Origin of the sequence: Quisquiliibacterium transsilvanicum, assembly GCF_014202215.1 — a bacterium.
Taxonomy (GTDB): Bacteria; Pseudomonadota; Gammaproteobacteria; order Burkholderiales; family Burkholderiaceae_E; genus Quisquiliibacterium; species Quisquiliibacterium transsilvanicum.
Window position 1 is genome coordinate 256,084 of sequence record NZ_JACHGB010000002.1, and the last position, 19,374, is coordinate 275,457.

The window sequence follows — 19,374 nt, forward strand, 5'->3', positions numbered from 1 at the left end:
ATCAGGGCCTCGCGCCCGAGGCCCGGTGCACCGGCGCCATCTCCACGCGGCGGTTCTGCGCGCGTCCTTCCTCGGTCTCGTTCGAGGCCACCGGCTGCTCGGGGCCGAAGGCGGCGGAGAAGATCCGGTCCGCGGGCAGGCCGTCCTCGATCAGCGCGCGGGTCACGGTGAGCGCGCGCTGGGCGGACAGCTCCAGGTTGTCCGCGAATCGCCGGTTGCCTTCCTGGATGCGGCGGTCGTCGGTGAAGCCGCTCACCATCAGCAGCTCGTTACGCTCGGCGAGGTAGACCTGCAGCGGGGGCACCAGGCTCTGCAGCAGCAGGCGGCCGTCAGGGCGCAGCTGGTCGGAGTTGAGCGGGAAGAGCACGCTGCCGCTGATGCCGATGCGGCCATCGTTGAGCGTGATCCGGCCGGTCGCCAGGGGCACCGCGAGGGCCTTCTCCAGCGCCATGCGGCGCCGTTCCTCGCTGCGGCGCTTGGCAACCTCGGTCTCCAGGCTGGAGACCAGGTCCATCTGCACCGCCAGCACGCCGATCAGCACCAGCACGAAGGCGCCCAGCAGGCCGGACATCAGGTCGCCGAACACCGTCCACACTGGGGCGCTCTGGTCGGCGCCGTCCTCGCGTTCGTTCAGCCAGGGCATCAGGCGGCGTCCCCTGCGGCGGCGCCTTGCGGATCGCGCAGCCGGCGCAGGTCCTCGAGGATGCCTTGCTGCGCGCCGATGCTCAGTTCGATCACCTCGCGCGCCTGCGCGACGTAGTACTCGAGCTGCTCGTCGCTGCGGGCGATCGAGCGTCCGATTGCCGACTCGACGCGCTCCAGGCCTTCGACCAGACGCTGGTTGCCCGCGCCGAACAGCTCGACGCCGCGGCCGAAGGCCTCGCCCAGGCTGGCCAGCTCGGCCGCGCCGACGGCGATCCGGTCGGCCGCCTCGGCCGCGCTGCCGGCCTGCGCGTCGATGACCCGCGAGAAACGGGCGCCGGCCTCGTCCAGCATCGTGGCTGCGGAGGATACGAGCGATTCGATCGCCTCGCGCTGCGCCTGGGTTGCCTGCCTGAGGCCGTCCACCAGCGCCGCGGTCTCGCCGACCAGGCTGGCCTGCTGCTCCATGCCGCGGGTGTCGCGCTCGGCGAGCCGGGACATCTCCTGGCGCAGCTGGGCGATCACTTCGGCCGCCGCCCGGGGCGCCTCCGATGCGGTCTCGATCAGGCGGGTCATCGGCGCTTCCAGGGTGGCGCCGAGCGAGGCCAGGTGACCGGCAGCCGCGGATTCGAGCGCGCCGAGGCGGTTGGTGGCCGAGGAATTCAGCGCTTCGAGCCGCTCGGCGGTCAAAGACTGAAGCTCGGCCAGGCGTCCGAGAGTCGCGGACTGCAACTCCTCCAGCCGTCCGCTGCTCGTCGACCGCAGCGCTTCCAGCTGCCCGGCCGCTGCCGACTGCATGGCCTCCAGCCGCCCCGCGACCGTCGACTGCATGGCCTCCAGCCGCCCCGCAACCGTCGACTGCATGGACTCCAGCCCGCCGGTCACCGTGGACTGCAGGCCCGACAGGCCGCCTGCGGCCGCGGATTGCAGCTCGCCAAGCTGGCCGGCCATGGCGGACTGGAAGGCTTCCATCCGGGCTGCCATCGCCGCCTGCAGGTCCTGCGCGCGCTGGGCGGCGGCCTGGCCGCGCGCGGCTTCGTCGTCGCGCAGGGCGCCGAGCTCGGTGCGCAGCATCCCGGTCATCGCATCCACGCGCTCCTGGTGCGCCTGCGTCCATTGCGCCTCGGTGGCGGTGCGGGCGCGCACCAGTTCCTCGGAGGCCGCCAGCAGGGCGCCGAGTTCGGCCAGCATGCGGCCGGTCTGCTCGTTGCCCCGCTCGGCGATCGCCTGCGCCGACTGCTGCAGTGCGGCGGCGCCTGCCTGTGCGGTCCGCTCCAGCGCGGATGCGCTGGCTTCGTGGCTCGCCTGCGTGCGGGCGCCGAGACGGTTCCATTCGTCGCGCAGCGCGGCCACGGTGGCCTCGAGCGACTCGGTCCACGCCTCTTGGCGCTGGCGCTCGGCGGCGCCAAGCTCGGTGGACAGGGCCTGCAGCTGCGTGCGCGTGGCTTCGACCTGGCGCTCGTGCAGTTGGCGGGACTCCTGCGCGATGCCGGTCATCGCGGCCTCGACCACCGGCAACAGGCGCTCGCCGGCCTGGCGCAGACTCTCGTCGCCCCGTTGCGCCGCCGCGGCCAGGCTCTCGCGCAGCGCGCTTCCCACCGAGCCGGCCAGACCGGTGTAGGCGGCGCAAGCCTCGCGATGGAACTGCTCCTGGCGCTCCAGCAGCTGGCGGTCCAGTTCCTGGCCGCGCCTCTCCAGGCCGTCCAGCAGGGCGTCCACGCGGTCGACCAGCGCGGGCAGCGCCTGCGCCTGGGCCCGGAAGGCGCCGAGGGTTTCCTCGCGCTGGCGGGTTCCGGAGAAGGGCCGAAGCACGGTGGCGATCGCGGCGTCCAGCAACCGGCCGGCGTCCATCCGCTCGCGGCGGCTGAGCGCCGACATCAGGCCCAGCGCGGCGGACGCGGCGACGCCGGCCACCGAGGTGCCGAAGGCCAGCCCAAGCCCCCTGATCGGCGCGGCCAGCGCCGAGCGCACCGCCTGCAGGTCGGCCGAACCCTCGACCGCGAACATCGCGCCCTTGAAGGTGACGATCAGGCCGAGAAAGGTGCCGAGCATGCCCAGCATCACCAGCAGCCCGATCAGGTAGGGAGTGAGTGCGGGCCCGGGCAGCGCAGCGCGCTCGCCTTCGATGCGCAGCCGCACCGCCTGCCGCAGCGAGAGCGGGAGCCGGTCCAGCCACGAGTCCAGCGTCTGCGGCGGCTGGGCCAGGGCCGAGATCTCGCCGGTCAGCGCGGCGGTGGTCGCGCGGAAGCGGTGCAGCTCCCAGGCGCCCAGCAGGTAGGCCGCGGCGATCGACACGGTCATGGCCAGCGCAAGTGCGCTCGCGCCGACGAAGCCGGCGCCCACCCAGGCCACGGCCAGCAGGCCGATGGCGAAGGCGAGCGCGAAAGCGATCCTGTTCATGATTGTGGTCCGACCTCGTTCCTGAATGCTTCGATCAATCCCCGCACCGGCTCCAGGCGCAGCTCCAGCTCGGCCAGCAGCACCTGCCGCAGCGCGTCTTCCGCTGCCTGGCCTCGTTCGGCGAGCCGCCGCTCGGCCAGCGCCGGCAGCGTGACCAGCAGCTTCTGCTCGCGCGCGCTGAAGGCCTGCTCCATCGCTGCGTCAAGCGCCGCCAGCCGGGCCAGCCGCGGCGAGGCCTTGGCCAGCGCCTGGCGCACCCGGTCGCGCAGCCTGCCGATCCTGGGTTCCATGGTCCGCTGCAGCTCCAGGTGGCGCCTGCGGTCGAGCGCGGCATCAGCGTCCGGCGCCGCGAGCTTCGCCAGCGCCTCGCGCACCTGCGCCAGGTCCTGTTCGAGCACGCGAACCTGCTCGGGATCCGCCCTGGCCGCAAGGGCAGCCGGGGAGCCCGCGCTTGCCGTGCCGGCAGCGCCGGGCGATCCGATCGCCCGCAGCGCCGAGCGCAGCGACACCGCATCGAAGGCGCCCAGCCACTGGCCCAGCCGCTGCGCGGCGTCTTCCCCCGAGGGGCCGGTTTCGGCAGCGGCTGCTTCGCCGAGCAGGCCGGCCAGTTGCGAAGTGCCGAGCTTCCTGGACAAGGACGCTCCTCCGGAAGAAATCGTGGGCGGTCCCCGCCAGAATGGACAAGGGGTCGGCCCCTTGCGGAGCCGACCCCTTGGTTTTCATGGTGCCGATGGACGGATTCGAACTGTCGACCTTCGCATTACGAATGCGCTGCTCTACCAACTGAGCTACACCGGCACACGAGCCCTCGATTATAGCAGCGCACAGCCCGGCTTGGGAAGCGTGCGCCCGTGGCGATGTGGCGGCGGGCGCACGCGCATGGCGCCTCGTCAGGTGTATCTGGGCTCGCGCTTCTCCAGGAAGGCGGCCACGCCTTCGACGAAGTTCGGCGACTGCACGCACAGGATCTGGTTGCGGTCCTCGATGGCGATCGCCGCTTCCAGCGAGCCGGCGTCCACCGCGTGATTCAGGCAGTCCTTGGTGAGCTTGAGACCCAGCGGCGAGGTGCGCAGCATGTCGGCGACGTAGCCGCGCGCGGTCTCCTCGAGCTTGTCCTTGGGCACCACCTCGGACACCAGGCCGGTGGCCAGCGCGCGGTCGGCGTGGATGAAGCGGCCGGTGAGCATCAGCTCGCTGGCCACCGAGACGCCCACCAGGCGCGGCAGGAAGTAGCTCACGCCCATGTCGCAGGCCGACAGGCCCAGCTTGATGAAGGCGGCATTCATCTTGGTGCCTTCGGCCGCGATGCGGATGTCGGCGGCCAGCGCCATGGCGAAGCCGCCGCCGGCCGCGGCCCCGTGCACCAGCGCGATGATCGGCTGCGGGCAGCGGCGCATCCGGATCACGATTTCGCTGACCTTGCGCTGCGAGACCATGCCGTCGTCAGGACTGATGCGCTCGCCGGGCTTGCGGTCGGACACGCTGGTCTGGGTCAGGTCCAGGCCCGCGCAGAACATGCGCCCGGCGCCGCGCATCACCACCACGCGCACCGAGCGGTCGGTGTAGAGGCGGTCGAAGTAGTGCCAGAGCTCGTCCTTCATCACCGGATCGAGCGTGTTCATGTTGTCCGGCCGGTTCAGCGTCAGCCACTCGACGCCGCCTTCGCGGTCGATCTTCAGGGTCTTGTAGTCCATTCCTGTGATCCTCAGTTGCCGCTCTGGCCGCGGCCGCGTGCCTGCACGTCGGCGCGGCGCTTCTCGATGTCCTCGGACTTCAGCTTGGCGTTGGCTTCGCGCCCGCGCTGCTTCTCCAGCGCCAGCCCATCGCCGAGGCCGATCGCGTAGCCGTCGTCGATCAGGCTCAGATAGCCGGTGAGCATCTCGGGGATCACCGAGAGCATGTCCGTGGCCAGCTTGCGCGCTTGCGGCATCAGCTCTTCGGGGCTGACCACGCGGTTGACCAGGCCCCAGGCCTCGGCCTGCTGGGCGCCCAGGAAGTTGCCGGTGAGCGAGAGCTCCTTGGCGCGCGAGATGCCGATCATGCGGCTGAGCTTCTGCGACAGGCCCCAGCCGGGCATCACGCCGACGCGGGCGTGGGTGTCGGCGAAGCGGGCCTGGTCGGAGGCGAGCAGCACGTCGCAGGCCAGCGCCAGCTCGAAGCCGCCGGTGATCGCCACGCCGTTGATCGCGCCGATCACCGGGCCGCTGAACTGGGCCAGCGAGGTGACCGGGTCGAGGTCCTTGCCGCTGCCGTAGGCGAGCGTGGACTCGGCCGCGCCGCCGCCCAGTTCCTTGAGGTCCAGGCCGCCGCAGAAGCCGCGGCCGGCGCCGGTGAGAATCAGCACGCGGACCTCGGGGTCGGTCTCGAGGCGGTCGATGGTGGCGGCGAGTTCGGCGCGCAGCGCGCGCGACAGCGCGTTCATGACCTGCGGACGGTTGAGCGTGACGACGGCATAGCCGGCGGGGTCCTTCTCTACGAGGACGAGTTGTTCTGACATCGAGGCCTCCTGGGCGGGCATCCGTGGCGTTGAGGGGAGTCGCATTGCCCCGTTCGGCGCGTGGCCGGCCGGGGGGGCGATCTGCTGGGGGTCGATTGTCGCCGCCCCGCCGGGGCCGGGCGACCGCGCGGCGCGGGGCGCGCGGCAGGAAGCCGGGAAAGCGGAACCGGTCAGGCCGGAAGCTGGAACGGGGCGGGGTCGGAGGAGGGCGCGAGCGTGGCGTGCGCCAGGGTGGCATCGACGTTCGCAAAGCGCAGGCGCAGGCGCAGCTCGCCCTTCAGCCGCCGGTTGGCCAGCCGGCGCGATTCGCTCATGAAGGACAGCATGGCCGGAGTGACGAGCGCGGCGAGCTTGGCGCGGGCCACGCGCGGCGGCCGCGGCAGCGCGAAGGCGTCCGCGACGCGGTCGAAGTAGTCGCCCATCCGCAGGTCGCTGTCGTCGACCGCGTGCACCACCCGGCCCTGGCGTCCGCGCACCAGCGCGGCGCGGGCGATGCGCGCCAGGTCGTCGGCGTGGACGTGGTTGGTGAAGACGTCGTCCTCGGCGCGCAGCGCGGGCAGGCCCTTGCGCAGCCGCTCCAGCGGCAGCCGGTCATCCGCGTAGATGCCGGGCACCCGCAAGATGGCCACGCGGGCCAACTCGCGCGCGCCGGCCGCGCGGAAGCGCCGCTCGGCGTCGACGCGGCGCACCGCGCGGGCGCTGGCCGGGGCCACCGGGCGGGTCTCGTCGAAGCTTGCGCCGGCGCAGTCGCCATAGACACCGGTGGTGCTGACGTAGACCCAGCGGCGGCGCGCGCGCGGCGGAGCCAGTCGCAGCGGCCCGACGGCGCCCGGCGCGGGGGCGGTCATCGGCTCGCGGCGCGCGCGGGCCGGCCGGATCCCCGGCGTGTCGCGCGCCGCGGACCGGAACGCCGGCAGCGGGCGGCGCGAGTTGCGTGCCAGCGCAGCGATCAGCCGCGTGCTGCGCGGATCGGTGGCGCCGGCGGGGGGCGGCGGCGCGAGGTCGATCATCCAGCGGGAGAGGCCCGCGAGCCTGCGCAGCCCGGCGCGCTCGTCGAGGTCCACCGGCAGTGGCAGGATGCCCAGCGCGCGCAGCGCGGCGGCCTGCTCGGGGCGCCGGCTGGTGCCGATCACCCGCAGCCGGTCGGCCGGATGGCGCGCCAGGCTCTGCGCGCCGATCCGGCCGCCGACGTCGCCGCAGCCCACCAGGAGCAGGGTCTGGCGCCGGAAGCGCCTTGGCAACGGGCGATAATGCGCGGTCTTGTTCATCGATCTCCACCTTCGGACCGCGAATTATGAGCTTCAGCGTCACCGTCCAGCCCAGCGGGCGTCAATTCACCGTCGAGGACGACGAGTTCGTTCTCGAAGCTGCGCTGCGCCAGGGCGTGGTGCTGCCCTATGGCTGCAAGAACGGCGCCTGCGGCTCGTGCAAGTCCCGCGTGCTGGAGGGCGGCATCGAGCAGGGCGAGCACTCGCCGAAGGCGCTGAGCGCCGACGAGGTGGTGCGCGGCCAGGCGCTGCTGTGCTGCGCCTGGCCCACCAGCGACCTGGTGATCGAGGCCCGCGTGGTGGCGGCGGCCGGCGACATCCCGGTGCGCAAGATGCCCTGCCGGGTGGCGTCCATCGTCATGGCGGCGCCCGACGTGGCGATCATCAGGCTGCAGCTGCCCGCCAACGAGCGGCTGCAGTACCTGGCCGGGCAGTACGTGGAGCTGATCCTGCGCGACGGCAACCGGCGCAGCTACTCGATGGCCGGCGCCCCCCACGCGGCCGACCAGCTCGAGCTGCATGTGCGTCACGTGCCGGGCGGGCGCTTCACCGATGCGCTGTTCGGCGCGAGCACTCCGGTGGTCAAGGAGCGCGACATCCTGCGCATGGAAGGACCGATGGGCACCTTCTTCCTGCGCGAGGACAGCGACCGGCCGATGGTGCTGCTGGCCAGCGGCACCGGCTTCGCGCCGATCAAGGCCATCGTCGAGCACATGGTGCACAAGGGCATCGTGCGGCCGGTGACCCTCTACTGGGGGGGCCGGCGCCCGCAGGACCTCTACCTGAACGAGCTCGCCGAGGGCTGGGCGCGCGAGCTGCCCGGCTTCCGCTATGTGCCGGTGATCTCGGACGCGCTGCCCGAAGACGGCTGGACCGGGCGCACCGGCTTCGTGCACCGCGCGGTGATGGAGGATTTCCCGGACCTGTCCGGATACCAGGTCTATGCCTGCGGCGCGCCGATCGTGATCGACTCCGCGCGCGCGGAATTCAGGTCGAAGTGCGGCCTGCCCGAGGCGGAGTTCTACGCGGACGCCTTCACGACGGCGGCGGACCTGGCGGCGGCCGGGGGCTGAGTTCCTGCCGCAGCCTCGGCCGGGCGCCGCGCCCGACCGGGGCTCAGCCGGCGAGCTCTCCAGCGCCGCCTTGCTCGCCGAGGTAGGCGGCGCGCACCTTCGGATCCTCGAGCAGCTGGGCGGCCTCGCCGTGCAGGGTCACCAGTCCGGAGTCCATCACGTAGCCGCGGTGCGCGGCCTGCAGCGCGAGCCGCGCGTTCTGCTCGACCAGCAGGACGGTGGTGCCCTGCGCGGACACCTCGCGCACCACCTCGAACACCTTCTCGACCATGATCGGCGACAGCCCCATCGAGGGCTCGTCCAGCAGCAGCAGCGCGGGCCGGCTCATCAGCGCGCGCGCCATCGCCAGCATCTGCTGCTCGCCGCCGGACATGGTTCCGGCGTACTGCCGCGCGCGCTCCTTCAGCCGCGGGAAGGTCGCGAACATGCGCTCGATGTCCGCGGCGATGCCGGCGCGGTCGCGGCGCGTGAACGCGCCCATCAGCAGGTTCTCGGTGATCGTCATCCGCGCGAACACGCCGCGCCCCTCGGGCACCATCGCCAGTCCGCGCGCCACCAGCGCGTGCGGGGCGGCGCCGGCGATCGATTCGCCCCGGTAGCGGATCTCCCCGGCGGCCAGCGGCTGGCCGCCGGTGATCGCCTTCAGCGTGGTGGTCTTGCCGGCGCCGTTGGCGCCGATCAGCGCGACCAGTTCGCCTTCGGCCACCTCCAGGTCGATGCCCTTGACCGCCTGGATGCCGCCATAGGAGACGCGCAGGCCGCGCAGCGAAAGCAGCGGCTCACGCATGGCTCGCCCCCAGGTAGGCCTCGACCACCGCGGGATCGCGCTGCACCTCGGCCGGCAGGCCGCGCGCGATCTCGCGGCCGTAGTCCAGCACCGTGATCCGGTCGCACAGGCCCATCACCAGCTTCACGTCGTGCTCGATCAGCAGGAGGGTGCGGCCGTCGGCGCGGATGCGCACGAGCAGGTCGCGCAGCGCCAGCTTCTCGGTGGCGTTCATGCCGGCCGCCGGTTCGTCCAGCGCCAGCAGCTTCGGGTCGGTGGCCAGCGCGCGGGCGATCTCGAGGCGGCGCTGGTCGCCGTAGGACAGCGTGCGCGCCGCCTGCTGCGCCATCCCTGCGATGCCGACGTAGGCCAGCAGTTCCAGCGCGCGGGCGCGGATCGCGGCTTCCTCCTCGCGCTGCGCGCGGGTGCGCAGCACCGCGCCCAGCACGCCGGCACGGGTGCGCACGTGGCGTCCGACCATCACGTTCTCCAGCGCGCTCATCTCGCCGAACAGGCGGATGTTCTGGAAGGTGCGGGCGATGCCGGCCTCGGCTACGCGGTGCACCGCGGTGGGCTCGTAGGGGAGGCCGTCGAGCGCGAAGCTGCCCGAGTCCGGCGTGTACAGCCCGGTGATGACGTTGAAGAAAGTGGTTTTGCCCGCGCCGTTGGGTCCGATCAGCCCGTAGATCTCGCCGCGCCCGATCTCCAGGCCCACGTCCGACAGCGCCTGCAGGCCGCCGAAGCGTTTGTTCACGCCCTGCACCGAGAGCATCGGGACTTCGCTCAATGCGGAGCTCCTCAGCGCCTCGGCGCGGGCCACAGCCCGCTGGGGCGATAGAGCATGATCAGCACCATCGCCAGGCCGAACAGCAGCATGCGCAGCGCCTCCGGCGCGATCAGCTCGGCGCCGAACAGCATCTCCTGCATCGGCCTGGCGGCGAAGCGCAGCGTCTCGGGGATGGCGTACAGCAGCACCGCGCCCAGGATCACGCCCGGCACGTGGCCCATTCCGCCCAGCACCACCATCGCCACGATGACGATGGACTCCATCAGCACGAAGCTCTCGGGCGAGACGAAGCCCTGGAAGGACGCGAACATCGCGCCCGAGACGCCGCCGAAGGACGCGCCCATCGCGAACGCGAGCAGCTTGGTGTTGCGCGTGTTGATGCCCATCGCCTTGGCGGCGATCTCGTCCTCGCGCACCGCCATCCAGGCGCGGCCGATGCGAGAGTCCTGCAGGCGGATCGACACGATGACCACCGCCACCGTCAGCAGCAGGAACAGGTAGTAGTAGAGCTGCACCGACTGCAGCTCGAAGCCGAAGATCTCCAGCGGCTTGGAGAACTCCAGCCCGCCGATGCGCACCGGATCGATGTTGCTGATGCCCTGGGGGCCGTTGGTGAGGTTCAGCGGCGCGTTCAGGTTGTTCAGGAAGATGCGCACGATCTCGCCGAAGCCGAGGGTGACGATCGCGAGGTAGTCGCCGCGCAGCCGCAGCGTGGGCGAGCCCAGCAGCACGCCGAAGAAGGCCGCGATCGCGGCGCCCAGCGGCACCACCAGCCAGATCGAGTTGTGCAGGCCGTCGGGGAAGGTCTGCGCGATCCACTCGAAGTTCTCGGCCAGGTGCGGCGACGAGAGCAGCGCGTACATGTAGGCGCCGACCGCGTAGAAGGCGACGTAGCCGAGGTCGAGCAGGCCGGCGTAGCCGACCACGATGTTCAGCCCCAGCGCCAGCATCACGTAGAGCAGCGCGAAGTCGAGCATGCGCACCCAGGCGTTGCCTGCCATGCCCACGACCAGCGGCAGCACGGCCAGCACGATCGCCAGCGCGACGGTGGCGGCGTAGGCGGCGCGGGGTTTGTCGGCGAGCTTCGGGAACAGCGACTTCATCGCGCTGGACTCAGGCACGGTCGGCGACGCGCTCGCCCATCAGCCCCGACGGGCGGAACACCAGCACCACGATCAGCACCACGAAGGCGAAGATGTCCTGGTAGTGGCTGCCGAGGAAGCCGCCGGTGAGGTCGCCGATGTAGCCGGCGCCCAGGCTCTCGATGACGCCCAGCAGCAGCCCGCCGAGCACCGCGCCGGGGATGTTGCCGATGCCGCCGAGCACCGCGGCGGTGAAGGCCTTCAGGCCGGGGATGAAGCCCATCGAGAACTGCGCGATGTTGTAGTTCATCGCCACCAGCACTCCGGCCACCGCGGCCAGCGCCGCGCCGATGGCGAAGGTGGCGGCGATGACCAGGTTGGCGTTGACGCCCATCAGTCCGGCGATGCGGGGGTTCTCGGCGGTGGCGCGCATCGCGCGGCCCAGCCGCGTGCGGTTCACCAGCAGCATCAGCGCGGCCATCATCGACGTCGATACCGCCAGGATCAGGATCTGCTTGGGCGCGAGCAGCGCGCCGAACACGTGGACCGGGTCGGTGGGCAGCAGGTCCGGGAAGACGATGGGGTTGGGCTTCCAGATGATCATCGCCACCGTCTGGATCACGATGGACACGCCGATCGCGGTGATCAGCGGCGCGAGCCGGGGCGCGTTGCGCAGCGGCCGGTAGGCGACGCGTTCGACGAACAGCGACAGCAGCACGCACACCGGCACCGCCGCGGCCACCGCGGCCAGCAGCAGCACCGGGCCGGGCAGGCCGAAGGGGGCGAGCAGCATCACCACCGTGGCGCCGACCATCGCGCCCACCATCAGCACGTCGCCGTGGGCGAAATTGATCAGCTGGAGGATGCCGTAGACCATCGTGTAGCCCAGCGCGACCATGGCATAGACGCTGCCCAGGACCAGCCCGTTCAGGATCTGCTGCAGAAGGATTTCGAAGTCGAACACCCGGTCCCCGGCTGGCCAAACCGGGCGGATTCTACGTGGATCGAGAGGGGGCAAGAAGCGGGAATACCCGGCAGGGCGTGCGGGCGCCGCAAAAAAAGAACCCCGGCGAACCGGGGTCAACCAGCCAGGGAGAAAAATCGTCGCAGTGTCGCAGTGTCGCGGAACCCGGCAGGACCGGGCACGCGGCGGGTTCGAGGAGAGCTCAGCTTAGCGGCGATGCCGGGCCGCGCAGAGCGCACCCGGATCGGCGGCGCGGGCATCCGGACGAACGGGACGCCAGCGCGCCGGGACCGCTCACGCTGGGATCGGCAGCGCCGGGAGGGCGCGGCCGATCAGGGACTCGTCACTTCTGCGACAGCACCCACTGGACCAGCGTGGCGGCCTCATCGGCCGAGACCTGCGGGTTGGGGGGCATCGGCACCTGGCCCCAGACGCCGGAGCCGCCCGCGCGCACTTTCTGCGTGAGCTTCTCGACTGCACCTTTGTCGCTGCCGTACTTGGCGGCGATCTGCTTGTACGAGGGACCCACCAGCTTCTTGTCGGCGGCGTGGCAGGCCATGCAGTTCTTCGCCTTGGCCAGGTCGGCGCTGGCGAGGGCGCTGCCGGAGAAGACGCCGAGGGCGATCGCGGTGGCGACGAGGGCGGGGCGCAGGCGCAGGGTCATGGAATGGACTCCGGTTGCAGTCGAGGGAAGGAGAGGGGCAGGCGCCCGGCCGGTTCCGCTGTTGCGAGCCCCGGCCCGGGCCATGCTTCTGTTGCCTCTACAACGCCCCCGGGGCGCCCGCCGTTGACACGCCGGATCCCGCCATCCGGCGATCCGCACTTTGTCCGGGTCTCGCGCGGCGGCAGCATCGGCGGCAACGCCATCTCCGAGAGGGCCGCCCGCGGACCGGTTCCGCCAGGGCGGCGCAGAACATGATCCTGATCGTCGCCGGAGTCCTGCTGATCGTGCTGAAACTGCTGGAGATCGGCCCGGTCGCCGAACTATCCTGGTGGTGGACGCTCTCGCCGCTGGTGGCGGCCTTCGTCTGGTTCGAACTGCTGGAGAAGCCGCTGGGCTTCGATCGGCGCAAGGCCGATCACCTGGAGTGGGAGCAGCGGCGCAAGGAGCGCGTGGCCGCTTCCTTCCCCGGCGCCGGCAAGGGCTCGCGCCGCCGCTGACCGCTGCTGCGGGGAGCCTCCCGGGGCAGCCGCAAGCCCCGCAGCCGCCGCCGGTGTCAGAATACCGGCGTCATGATGATCCATCCCCAATTCGATCCGATCGCCCTGCAGCTCGGCCCGCTCGCCATCCGCTGGTACGGGCTGATGTACCTGGTCGCCTTCCTTGCCTTCTACTTCGCGGGCCGCTCGCGCCTGTCGCAACCGCGCTGGCAGGCGTCCACCGGCATGCAGCCGCGCGACCTCGAGGACCTGCTCTTCTACGGCGCGATGGGCGTCGTGATCGGCGGCCGGCTCGGCTACGTGCTCTTCTACAAGCCCGACTACTACCTGTCGCATCCGCTCGAGGCGCTGGCGGTCTGGCAGGGCGGAATGTCCTTCCACGGCGGGCTGCTGGGCGTGATCGGCGCGCTCTGGCTCTACTGCCGGCTGCGCGGCCGCGGCTTCTGGCCGGTGATGGACTTCGTCGCGCCGCTGGTGCCGCTGGGGCTGGCCGCCGGGCGCATGGGCAATTTCATCAACGGCGAGCTCTGGGGGCGGGCCACCGACCTGCCATGGGCAATGGTCTTCCCGCAGGCAGGCGACGCGGTCGCCCGCCATCCGTCGCAGCTCTACCAGTTCGCGGGCGAGGGCCTGCTGCTATTCGGCTTTCTGTGGTGGTATTCGTCGCGTCCGCGCGCCCACGGGCGGGTGGCGGGGATGTTCCTGGCCGGCTACGCGGTGCTGCGCTTCCTGGCGGAGTTCGCGCGCGAGCCCGACGCCTTCCTGGGCACGCTCGCGCTGGGGCTCACCATGGGCCAGCTGCTGTGCCTGCCGATGCTGGCCTTCGGCCTCTGGCTGCTGGCGCGGCCCGCGCCGGGCGGTGCCGTCGAGCGTGTTTGAGCGCCTGCAGCAGGCGCGGCGCAGCGCCCGCGAGCGCAGCGACCTGGCGCGGCTGATCGACGCCTGCCGTGCGCTGCTGGGCGCGCGCGGCGAATCGAACAGCGTGGCGATCGCCGACGCGGCGGTGGGCCACTACCGGAATCTCTCGGCGGATTCGCTGAAGGCCTTCTTCACGCTGCTGGCCGAGGAGTTCGATCCGGATCCGCAGAGCGTGCTGGAGCTGGCCGGCCGCTACGCGCAGTCGCGCGCCCCCGAAGACCTGATCGCGCTGACGCGGGCCGCCGAGCCGCCGCGCCAGGAGCTGCTGCGCCGGCTGATCCGCGCGTCGGGCGGCACCGCCGCGGTGCTGTCGATGCGCGCCCAGCTGCTGGTGAGGCTGCGCGGCGACCGCCGGCTCGCCGCCGTGGACGCCGATTTCCAGCACCTGCTGTCGTCCTGGTTCAACCCCGGTTTCCTCGAGCTGCAGCAGGTGGACTGGGATTCGCCTGCGCGGCTGCTCGAGCAGATCATCCGTCATGAGGCGGTCCACGAGATCGACGGCTGGGGTGACCTGCGCAGGCGGCTGCAGCCGGACCGGCGCTGCTTCGCCTTCTTCCATCCGGCGTTGCCCGGCGAACCGCTGATCTTCGTCGAGGTGGCGCTGCTCGAGGCCATGCCCGCGGCGATCGGGCCGCTGCTCGACTGCGACCAGCCGCCGGCGCAGGACCCGCGCCGATTCAAGGTGGCGGCCTTCTACTCGATCTCGAACTGCCAGCCCGGGCTGCGCGGCGTGAACCTCGGCAACTTCCTGATCAAGCAGGTGGCGCAGCGGCTGCAGGCCGGGTTCCCGGCGCTGCGCACCTTCTGCACGCTGTCGCCGGTGCCCTCGTTCGCCGACTGGCTGGCGAAGGTCGAGCGGCTCGAGTCCGATCGCCTCAAGCCGGCGCGGCTGAAGGCGCTGGACGCAGCCTTGCAGGCCTGGCGGGCGCGCAGCCACGGGGCCGGGCCCGTGGAGAAGGCCGGCGCCAGCGCGAAGGGCGGCGCCACGGAGAAGGCGGGGGCCGCGCAGAAGACCGACGACGCCGAGCTGCTGCGCCGGCTCTGCGCCTTCTACCTGTTCCACACCTCCGCCGCGGGGCTGCGTCCCTCTGACCCGGTGGCGCGCTTTCACCTTGGCAACGGCGCGCGGCTCGAGCGCATCAACGCCGACGGGGATCTGACGCGCAAGGGCCTGAAGCAGTCGCACGGGCTGATGGTCAACTACCTGTACGACCTCGACGAGATCGAGGCCAACCACGAACGCTTCGTCAGCGAAGAGGTCAACGCGTCGCGCGCGGTGACCGGCCTGCTTCATTGAACTGGGAAGACACCGATGTCCGACATTCCGAGCCCCGCGCCGGCGGCGGCAAATCCCGCCGGTGCCAACCTGTACGCGCTGCTGCAGGCCCACTTCCCGGCTGACCGGGAGGCCTGCTGCATCGAGACGCAGGAGGGGCTGCGCTACAGCTGGGACGAGGTCGATCGCAGCAGCGCGCGCCTGGCCGGGCTGCTCGCGGGGCTGGGGCTGCCGGCGGGTGCGCGGGTGGCGGTGCAGGTGGAGAAGTCCCCCGAAGCGATGCTCCTTTACCTGGCGACGCTGCGCGCCGGCTACGTCTACCTGCCGCTGAACACCGCCTACCAGGAGGCGGAGGTGGACTACTTCATCGGCAACGCCGAGCCCTCGCTGGTGGTGTGCAGCCCGCGCAACGAGGCGTGGATGCGCGGCCTGGTGGCGCGCCACCGGGTGCCGCACCTGCTGACGCTCGGCGAGGCGCGTGACGGCACCCTGCTCGAGGCCGCGGCCGGCCGCAGCGACCGCTTCGAGACGGTGCACCGCGCGCCTGAAGACCTGGCCGCCATCCTCTACACCTCGGGCACCACCGGCCGCAGCAAGGGCGCGATGCTCTCGCACGGCAACCTCGCGTCCAACGCGCTGGTGCTGCACCGGTACTGGCGCTGGCGCCCGGGTGACGTGCTGCTGCACGCGCTGCCGATCTTCCATGTCCATGGCCTGTTCGTGGCGATCCATGGCGCGCTGCTCAACGGCAGCACCATGATCTGGCTGCCGCGCTTCGACCCGAAGGCGGTGATCGTGCGGCTGCCGCGCGCCACGGTCTTCATGGGCGTGCCGACCATGTACGTGCGCCTGCTCGACGATCCTGGCTTCGACGCGAACGCCTGCCGCAACATGCGGCTGTTCGTTTCGGGCTCGGCGCCGCTGCTGCCGGACACCTTCCGGCAGTTCGAGGCGCGCACCGGCCGGCGCATCCTCGAGCGCTACGGGATGAGCGAGACCACGATGCTCACTTCCAACCCCTACGACGGCAACCGCATTGCCGGCACCGTCGGGCTGCCGCTGCCCGGGGTGCGGGTGCGGGTGGTCGACGAGGCCGGCGCGTCCTGCCCCACCGGCGAGATCGGCGCGATCCAGGTCAGGGGCCCCAACGTGTTCGCCGGGTACTGGCGGATGCCGGAGAAGACGAAGGAGGAGTTCACCGCCGACGGCTTCTTCCGCACCGGCGACATGGGGCGCTGGGACGCCAATGGCTACCTGTCCATCGTCGGCCGCAACAAGGACCTGATCATCACCGGGGGCTACAACGTGTACCCGAAGGAGATCGAGTCGTACATCGACGAGCTGCCGGGGGTGTTCGAGTCGGCGGTGATCGGCGTGCCGGACCGCGATTTCGGCGAGGCGGTAACCGCGGTGGTGGTGCCCAAGGCGGGCGAGCAGGTGGACGCTGGCGCGATCGTCGCGTCGCTGAAGTCGCGCATCGCCAACTTCAAGGTGCCCAAGCAGGTGCACGTGGTGGCTGAACTGCCGCGCAACCAGATGGGCAAGGTGCAGAAGAACCTGCTGCGGGAGCGCTTCGGGGGCTGAGCGCGGCCCGGGTCAGCCGTCCTCGCTCGCCAGCGCGAGCAGTTCCCGATGCGCCGCCTCCAGTAGCTCCGCCAGCCGGGGCAGGTCCGGCACCGCGCGCCTGCAGGCCACCATGCCGATGTGGATCGTGTCCAGGTAGCTCATCGCGGTGATGTTGAGCGCCAGCCCGTGGGTGACGATCGAGGCCGGCTCGTAGCTGAGCATTCGGGCGCCGGCCAGGTAGAGCGGCATGCGCGGCCCCGGCACGTTGGAGATCACCAGGTTGGCGGGCAGTCGCAGCCGGTCGGCGAGCCGGGCACGGCCGGCGAGCCCGGCCGCCCCCGGCAGCAGCCAGGGGAGCCAGAACGAGGGGAAGTCGGTCGGCAGCTCGGAGCGCACGGCCTGCATCGTGCGCTTCATCGACTCGCTCGCTTCGCGGATCGCCACGTAACGCTCCAGCGGATCCGCGACCCCGGTTGCCAGGCCGATGCGCACCATGGTCGCCTGCGTGTTCTGGGCGGTGTCGCCCTCGGCCCGCAGCGACATCGGCACCGCGGCGAGCAGCGGCTGCCCAGGCAGCTCGCCGCGCTCGTCCAGCCAGGCGCGCAGCGCGCCGCTGCACAGTGCGAGCACCACATCGTTCATGGTGCCGCCGAGGGCGGCGGTGATGCGTTTCGCGTCCGCGATCGGGACCGCAACGCAGGCGAATGCGCGGCTGCGGTCGATCGTGGTGTTGAATGGGGTGCGCGGCGCCAGCAGCGGCGGCTGCGAGGGGTCGTCGGCGCCGCCCGAGATCAGCTGCGACAGCCGCTCGGCGAGCAGGCTGCCGGCAAAGCGCGAACCGGCCCGCGCGAGCCCGGGCAGGCGGCCCAGCAGCCGTCCCGACTGCCTGAACTGGTTGGCGATGGCCGCGCCCAGGCGTACGGCGGGGGGCGGCAGCGGCGCCGGATCGGCCTGCGGCGGCGGCGGCACTGCGCGCGGGTGCGGGCTGGTGTCGAGCATGGCGCGCGCCAGCGCCACGCCGGCCTGGCCGTCCACGGCCGCGTGGTGCACCTTCGCGTAGAAGGCGACCCCGCCCTTGGGCAGGCCATGGATCAGGTGGAACTCCCAGAGCGGACGCGTGCGGTCGAGCGGGCGCGAATGCAGCTCTGCGACGCACTCGTCGAGCTGCTCGCGGCTGCCGGGCGCCGGCAGGTCCACGCGGCGCACGTGGTATTCCAGGTCCACCGCGGGGTCGTCGATCCAGGCTGGCGGCGCCAGGCCCATCGGCGTGGGCGCCAGCCGGCGCGTGAAGGTCGGGCACAGGTGTAGGCGCCCGGCGAGGTGGCGCCGCACCCGCTCGACGAAGTCCCGCCTGATGCGCGCCGGCACCTCGTAGAGGTGCAGCGAGCCGACGTGCATCGGCATGTCCTCGGTCTCGAGGTGGAGGAACAATGCGTCGAGTCCGGTGAGCTGCGTCATGGCACCTGCTTCCTGGTCGAAGTTGCTCAGGCCTGGGCGGCGCGCGACAGCATGTAGGCCGCCAGCGCGAGCAGCACCACCGCGAAGACCTTGCGCAGCGTGGCGGTGGGCAGCGCATGCGCGGCGCGCGCGCCCAGCGGCGCGGTCAGCACGCTTGCCGAGGCAATGCAGACCAGCGCCGGCAGGTAGACGTAGCCGACCGAGCCGGGCAGGCTGAGTCCGCGTCCCGCCCAGATGTAGCCGAGCGTGCCGGCCAGCGCGATCGGGAAGCCGCAGGCCGCGCTGGTGGCCACCGCGTGATGCATCGGCACCTGGCGCCGCGCGAGGAAGGGCACGGTGATGAAGCCGCCGCCGGCGCCAAGCAGGGCCGACAGCGCACCGATCATGCTGCCGGCGCCGAACAGCAGGCCTTGCCCGGGCAGGGGCTTGTCGGCGGTGGCGGCGCCGGAACGGAGCATTTTCAGTGCGGAATAGCCGACGAAGACGCCGAAGAAGGCCGCGAGCCAACGGGCTGGCAGCCAGCCCGCGAGCTGCGCCGCGCACAGGGCGCCGAGCAGGATGCCTGGCGCCAGCAGCCGCACCAGATCCCAGCGCACCGCGCCGCGCCGGTGATGGGCGCGCACGCTGGACATCGACGTGAAGACAATGGTGGTGAGCGAGGTGGCGATGGCCACCTTGACGGTTTCGGCGGCCGGGAATCCTTGCGCGCCAAGCAGCATGGTCATGAAGGGCACGGTGACCATGCCGCCGCCGATGCCCAGCAGGCCCGCGAGGAAGCCGGTGGCCGCGCCCAACGCCAGCAGGCCCAGGATCAGGGAAATGTCCACGTCGTCATCCGCTTGGCCGAAGGGCGGATGCTAGCACCGGGCGTGGACGCCGCAGTCATATGAGATTGGCGCCATCCGTGCCATGGCTGCGGGTCCGCGCCTGCGGCGGCCCGTGCAAACGAAGGGGGCGGTCGTTGCCGACCGCCCCCGGGAGAAGCGCCCCACCTGTGCCGGCAGACCAGCATCCTGAACCGTGTAGTTCAGAGCGGCCGCAGCAGGGGTCGCATCAGGTGCGTCCGGCGAAGGACGCTCTCAACAGCGATCCGCGGTCGCCGCGGCCTGGATGCATACATTGGTTCAAGGAATATATGGCCTGGATCGAACACTGCAGGGCGAGGCCATTGTACCGCGGCCCGCGCGTGCGCCCGGGCATTCCGAGGATCTAGAACAGGCGTTCCTGACGCTCGATCTCCGCGTCGATTTCTTCCTTGATGCTGCGGATGCGGCGGATGATGTCGCCGGTGGTGGTGGTGCCAGCGCCGGCCGCCGGGGCGCCGAGCAGTTCGTTGGCCAGCTGCAGCGCGGCCATCACGGCGATGCGGTCGATGCCGGCGACGCGGCCGGAATCGCGCAGGGCGCGCATGCGCCCGTCCACCATGGAGACTGCCTCGAGCAGTCGCTCGCGCTGGTCTGGGCTCACCGCGAGCCGGTATTCGCGGTCGAGGATGCGGACGTCGATCTGTTCCATC

At 71.6% G+C, this 19,374-nt stretch carries 19 protein-coding genes, 1 tRNA gene and 1 other RNA gene; 5 read left to right on the forward strand and 16 right to left on the reverse strand.

The window, feature by feature from the left end:
* Position 1: 1 nt before the first annotated feature.
* The 7 genes from HNQ70_RS04615 to HNQ70_RS04645 all read right to left on the reverse strand — a co-directional run bounded on the left by HNQ70_RS04615 (position 2) and on the right by HNQ70_RS04645 (position 6,807).
* Positions 2-643: an OmpA family protein gene (locus tag HNQ70_RS04615; protein WP_183964731.1), complete on the reverse strand. Its 642-nt coding sequence runs from the start codon at positions 641-643 to the stop codon at positions 2-4.
* The gene (locus HNQ70_RS04620) at positions 643-3,042 is read right to left on the reverse strand and encodes an apolipoprotein A1/A4/E family protein (protein ID WP_183964733.1); all 2,400 of its coding nucleotides are present in this window, start codon (positions 3,040-3,042) and stop codon (positions 643-645) included. Before HNQ70_RS04620 ends, HNQ70_RS04615 begins: the two co-directional genes overlap by 1 nt.
* Entirely contained in the window at positions 3,039-3,677 is a 639-nt protein-coding gene (locus tag HNQ70_RS04625; RefSeq protein ID WP_183964735.1) for a DUF3348 family protein, read from the reverse strand. The genes HNQ70_RS04620 and HNQ70_RS04625 overlap by 4 nt, the downstream gene beginning before the upstream one ends.
* Positions 3,678-3,764: 87 nt before the next feature.
* A tRNA-Thr gene (locus HNQ70_RS04630) sits at positions 3,765-3,840 on the reverse strand.
* A gap of 92 nt (positions 3,841-3,932) precedes the next feature.
* Positions 3,933-4,736 carry an enoyl-CoA hydratase/isomerase family protein gene (locus tag HNQ70_RS04635; protein ID WP_183964738.1) on the reverse strand — a complete coding sequence of 268 codons (804 nt, stop codon included), beginning with the start codon at positions 4,734-4,736 and terminating at the stop codon, positions 3,933-3,935.
* An 11-nt stretch (positions 4,737-4,747) separates the two neighbouring features.
* Positions 4,748-5,539 carry an enoyl-CoA hydratase gene (locus HNQ70_RS04640; protein ID WP_183964740.1) on the reverse strand — a complete coding sequence of 264 codons (792 nt, stop codon included), beginning with the start codon at positions 5,537-5,539 and terminating at the stop codon, positions 4,748-4,750.
* A gap of 170 nt (positions 5,540-5,709) precedes the next feature.
* Positions 5,710-6,807, reverse strand: a complete 1,098-nt coding sequence (locus tag HNQ70_RS04645) for a Rossmann-fold NAD(P)-binding domain-containing protein (RefSeq protein WP_183964742.1) — start codon at positions 6,805-6,807, stop codon at positions 5,710-5,712.
* A 26-nt stretch (positions 6,808-6,833) separates the two neighbouring features.
* Between HNQ70_RS04645 and HNQ70_RS04650 the strand changes: the two genes are divergently transcribed.
* Positions 6,834-7,880 (forward strand): CDP-6-deoxy-delta-3,4-glucoseen reductase, encoded by a 1,047-nt coding sequence (locus HNQ70_RS04650; protein ID WP_183964744.1) that lies wholly within the window; start codon positions 6,834-6,836, stop codon positions 7,878-7,880.
* 43 nt (positions 7,881-7,923) lie between these two features.
* On the opposite strand, the gene HNQ70_RS04655 is transcribed toward HNQ70_RS04650, so the two are convergent.
* The 5 genes from HNQ70_RS04655 to HNQ70_RS04675 all read right to left on the reverse strand — a co-directional run bounded on the left by HNQ70_RS04655 (position 7,924) and on the right by HNQ70_RS04675 (position 12,143).
* On the reverse strand, positions 7,924-8,667 hold the full coding sequence (locus tag HNQ70_RS04655; RefSeq protein WP_183964745.1) for an ABC transporter ATP-binding protein: 744 nt from the start codon (positions 8,665-8,667) through the stop codon (positions 7,924-7,926).
* On the reverse strand, positions 8,660-9,418 hold the full coding sequence (locus HNQ70_RS04660; RefSeq protein WP_183965481.1) for an ABC transporter ATP-binding protein: 759 nt from the start codon (positions 9,416-9,418) through the stop codon (positions 8,660-8,662). The genes HNQ70_RS04655 and HNQ70_RS04660 overlap by 8 nt, the downstream gene beginning before the upstream one ends.
* A gap of 26 nt (positions 9,419-9,444) precedes the next feature.
* Complete coding sequence (locus HNQ70_RS04665) at positions 9,445-10,536, reverse strand: ABC transporter permease subunit (RefSeq protein WP_183964747.1); 1,092 nt, start codon at positions 10,534-10,536, stop codon at positions 9,445-9,447.
* A gap of 10 nt (positions 10,537-10,546) precedes the next feature.
* Positions 10,547-11,413: a branched-chain amino acid ABC transporter permease gene (locus HNQ70_RS04670; protein ID WP_183965479.1), complete on the reverse strand. Its 867-nt coding sequence runs from the start codon at positions 11,411-11,413 to the stop codon at positions 10,547-10,549.
* A 409-nt stretch (positions 11,414-11,822) separates the two neighbouring features.
* Complete coding sequence (locus HNQ70_RS04675) at positions 11,823-12,143, reverse strand: c-type cytochrome (protein WP_183964750.1); 321 nt, start codon at positions 12,141-12,143, stop codon at positions 11,823-11,825.
* A 251-nt stretch (positions 12,144-12,394) separates the two neighbouring features.
* Here HNQ70_RS04675 and HNQ70_RS04680 point away from each other — a divergent pair, with 251 nt between their 5' ends.
* The 4 genes from HNQ70_RS04680 (at position 12,395) to HNQ70_RS04695 (ending at position 16,418) form a co-directional block, all read left to right on the forward strand.
* On the forward strand, positions 12,395-12,640 hold the full coding sequence (locus tag HNQ70_RS04680) for a TIGR04438 family Trp-rich protein (RefSeq protein ID WP_183964752.1): 246 nt from the start codon (positions 12,395-12,397) through the stop codon (positions 12,638-12,640).
* 72 nt (positions 12,641-12,712) lie between these two features.
* On the forward strand, positions 12,713-13,519 hold the full coding sequence (gene lgt / locus HNQ70_RS04685; protein WP_183964754.1) for a prolipoprotein diacylglyceryl transferase: 807 nt from the start codon (positions 12,713-12,715) through the stop codon (positions 13,517-13,519).
* On the forward strand, positions 13,512-14,855 hold the full coding sequence (locus HNQ70_RS04690; RefSeq protein ID WP_183964756.1) for a malonyl-CoA decarboxylase domain-containing protein: 1,344 nt from the start codon (positions 13,512-13,514) through the stop codon (positions 14,853-14,855). Before lgt ends, HNQ70_RS04690 begins: the two co-directional genes overlap by 8 nt.
* A gap of 15 nt (positions 14,856-14,870) precedes the next feature.
* Entirely contained in the window at positions 14,871-16,418 is a 1,548-nt protein-coding gene (locus HNQ70_RS04695; RefSeq protein WP_183964759.1) for a malonate--CoA ligase, read from the forward strand.
* Between the two features lie 12 nt (positions 16,419-16,430).
* Here HNQ70_RS04695 and HNQ70_RS04700 read toward each other — a convergent pair whose 3' ends face one another.
* The 4 genes from HNQ70_RS04700 to HNQ70_RS04715 all read right to left on the reverse strand — a co-directional run bounded on the left by HNQ70_RS04700 (position 16,431) and on the right by HNQ70_RS04715 (position 19,373).
* Positions 16,431-17,858: a WS/DGAT/MGAT family O-acyltransferase gene (locus HNQ70_RS04700; protein WP_183964761.1), complete on the reverse strand. Its 1,428-nt coding sequence runs from the start codon at positions 17,856-17,858 to the stop codon at positions 16,431-16,433.
* A gap of 26 nt (positions 17,859-17,884) precedes the next feature.
* Positions 17,885-18,685, reverse strand: a complete 801-nt coding sequence (locus HNQ70_RS04705; protein WP_183964763.1) for a TSUP family transporter — start codon at positions 18,683-18,685, stop codon at positions 17,885-17,887.
* A 154-nt stretch (positions 18,686-18,839) separates the two neighbouring features.
* Positions 18,840-19,022: non-coding RNA, 6S RNA (gene ssrS / locus HNQ70_RS04710), on the reverse strand.
* A 45-nt stretch (positions 19,023-19,067) separates the two neighbouring features.
* On the reverse strand, positions 19,068-19,373 hold the full coding sequence (locus HNQ70_RS04715) for a cell division protein ZapA (protein WP_183964764.1): 306 nt from the start codon (positions 19,371-19,373) through the stop codon (positions 19,068-19,070).
* Between the last annotated feature and the right edge of the window lies 1 nt (position 19,374).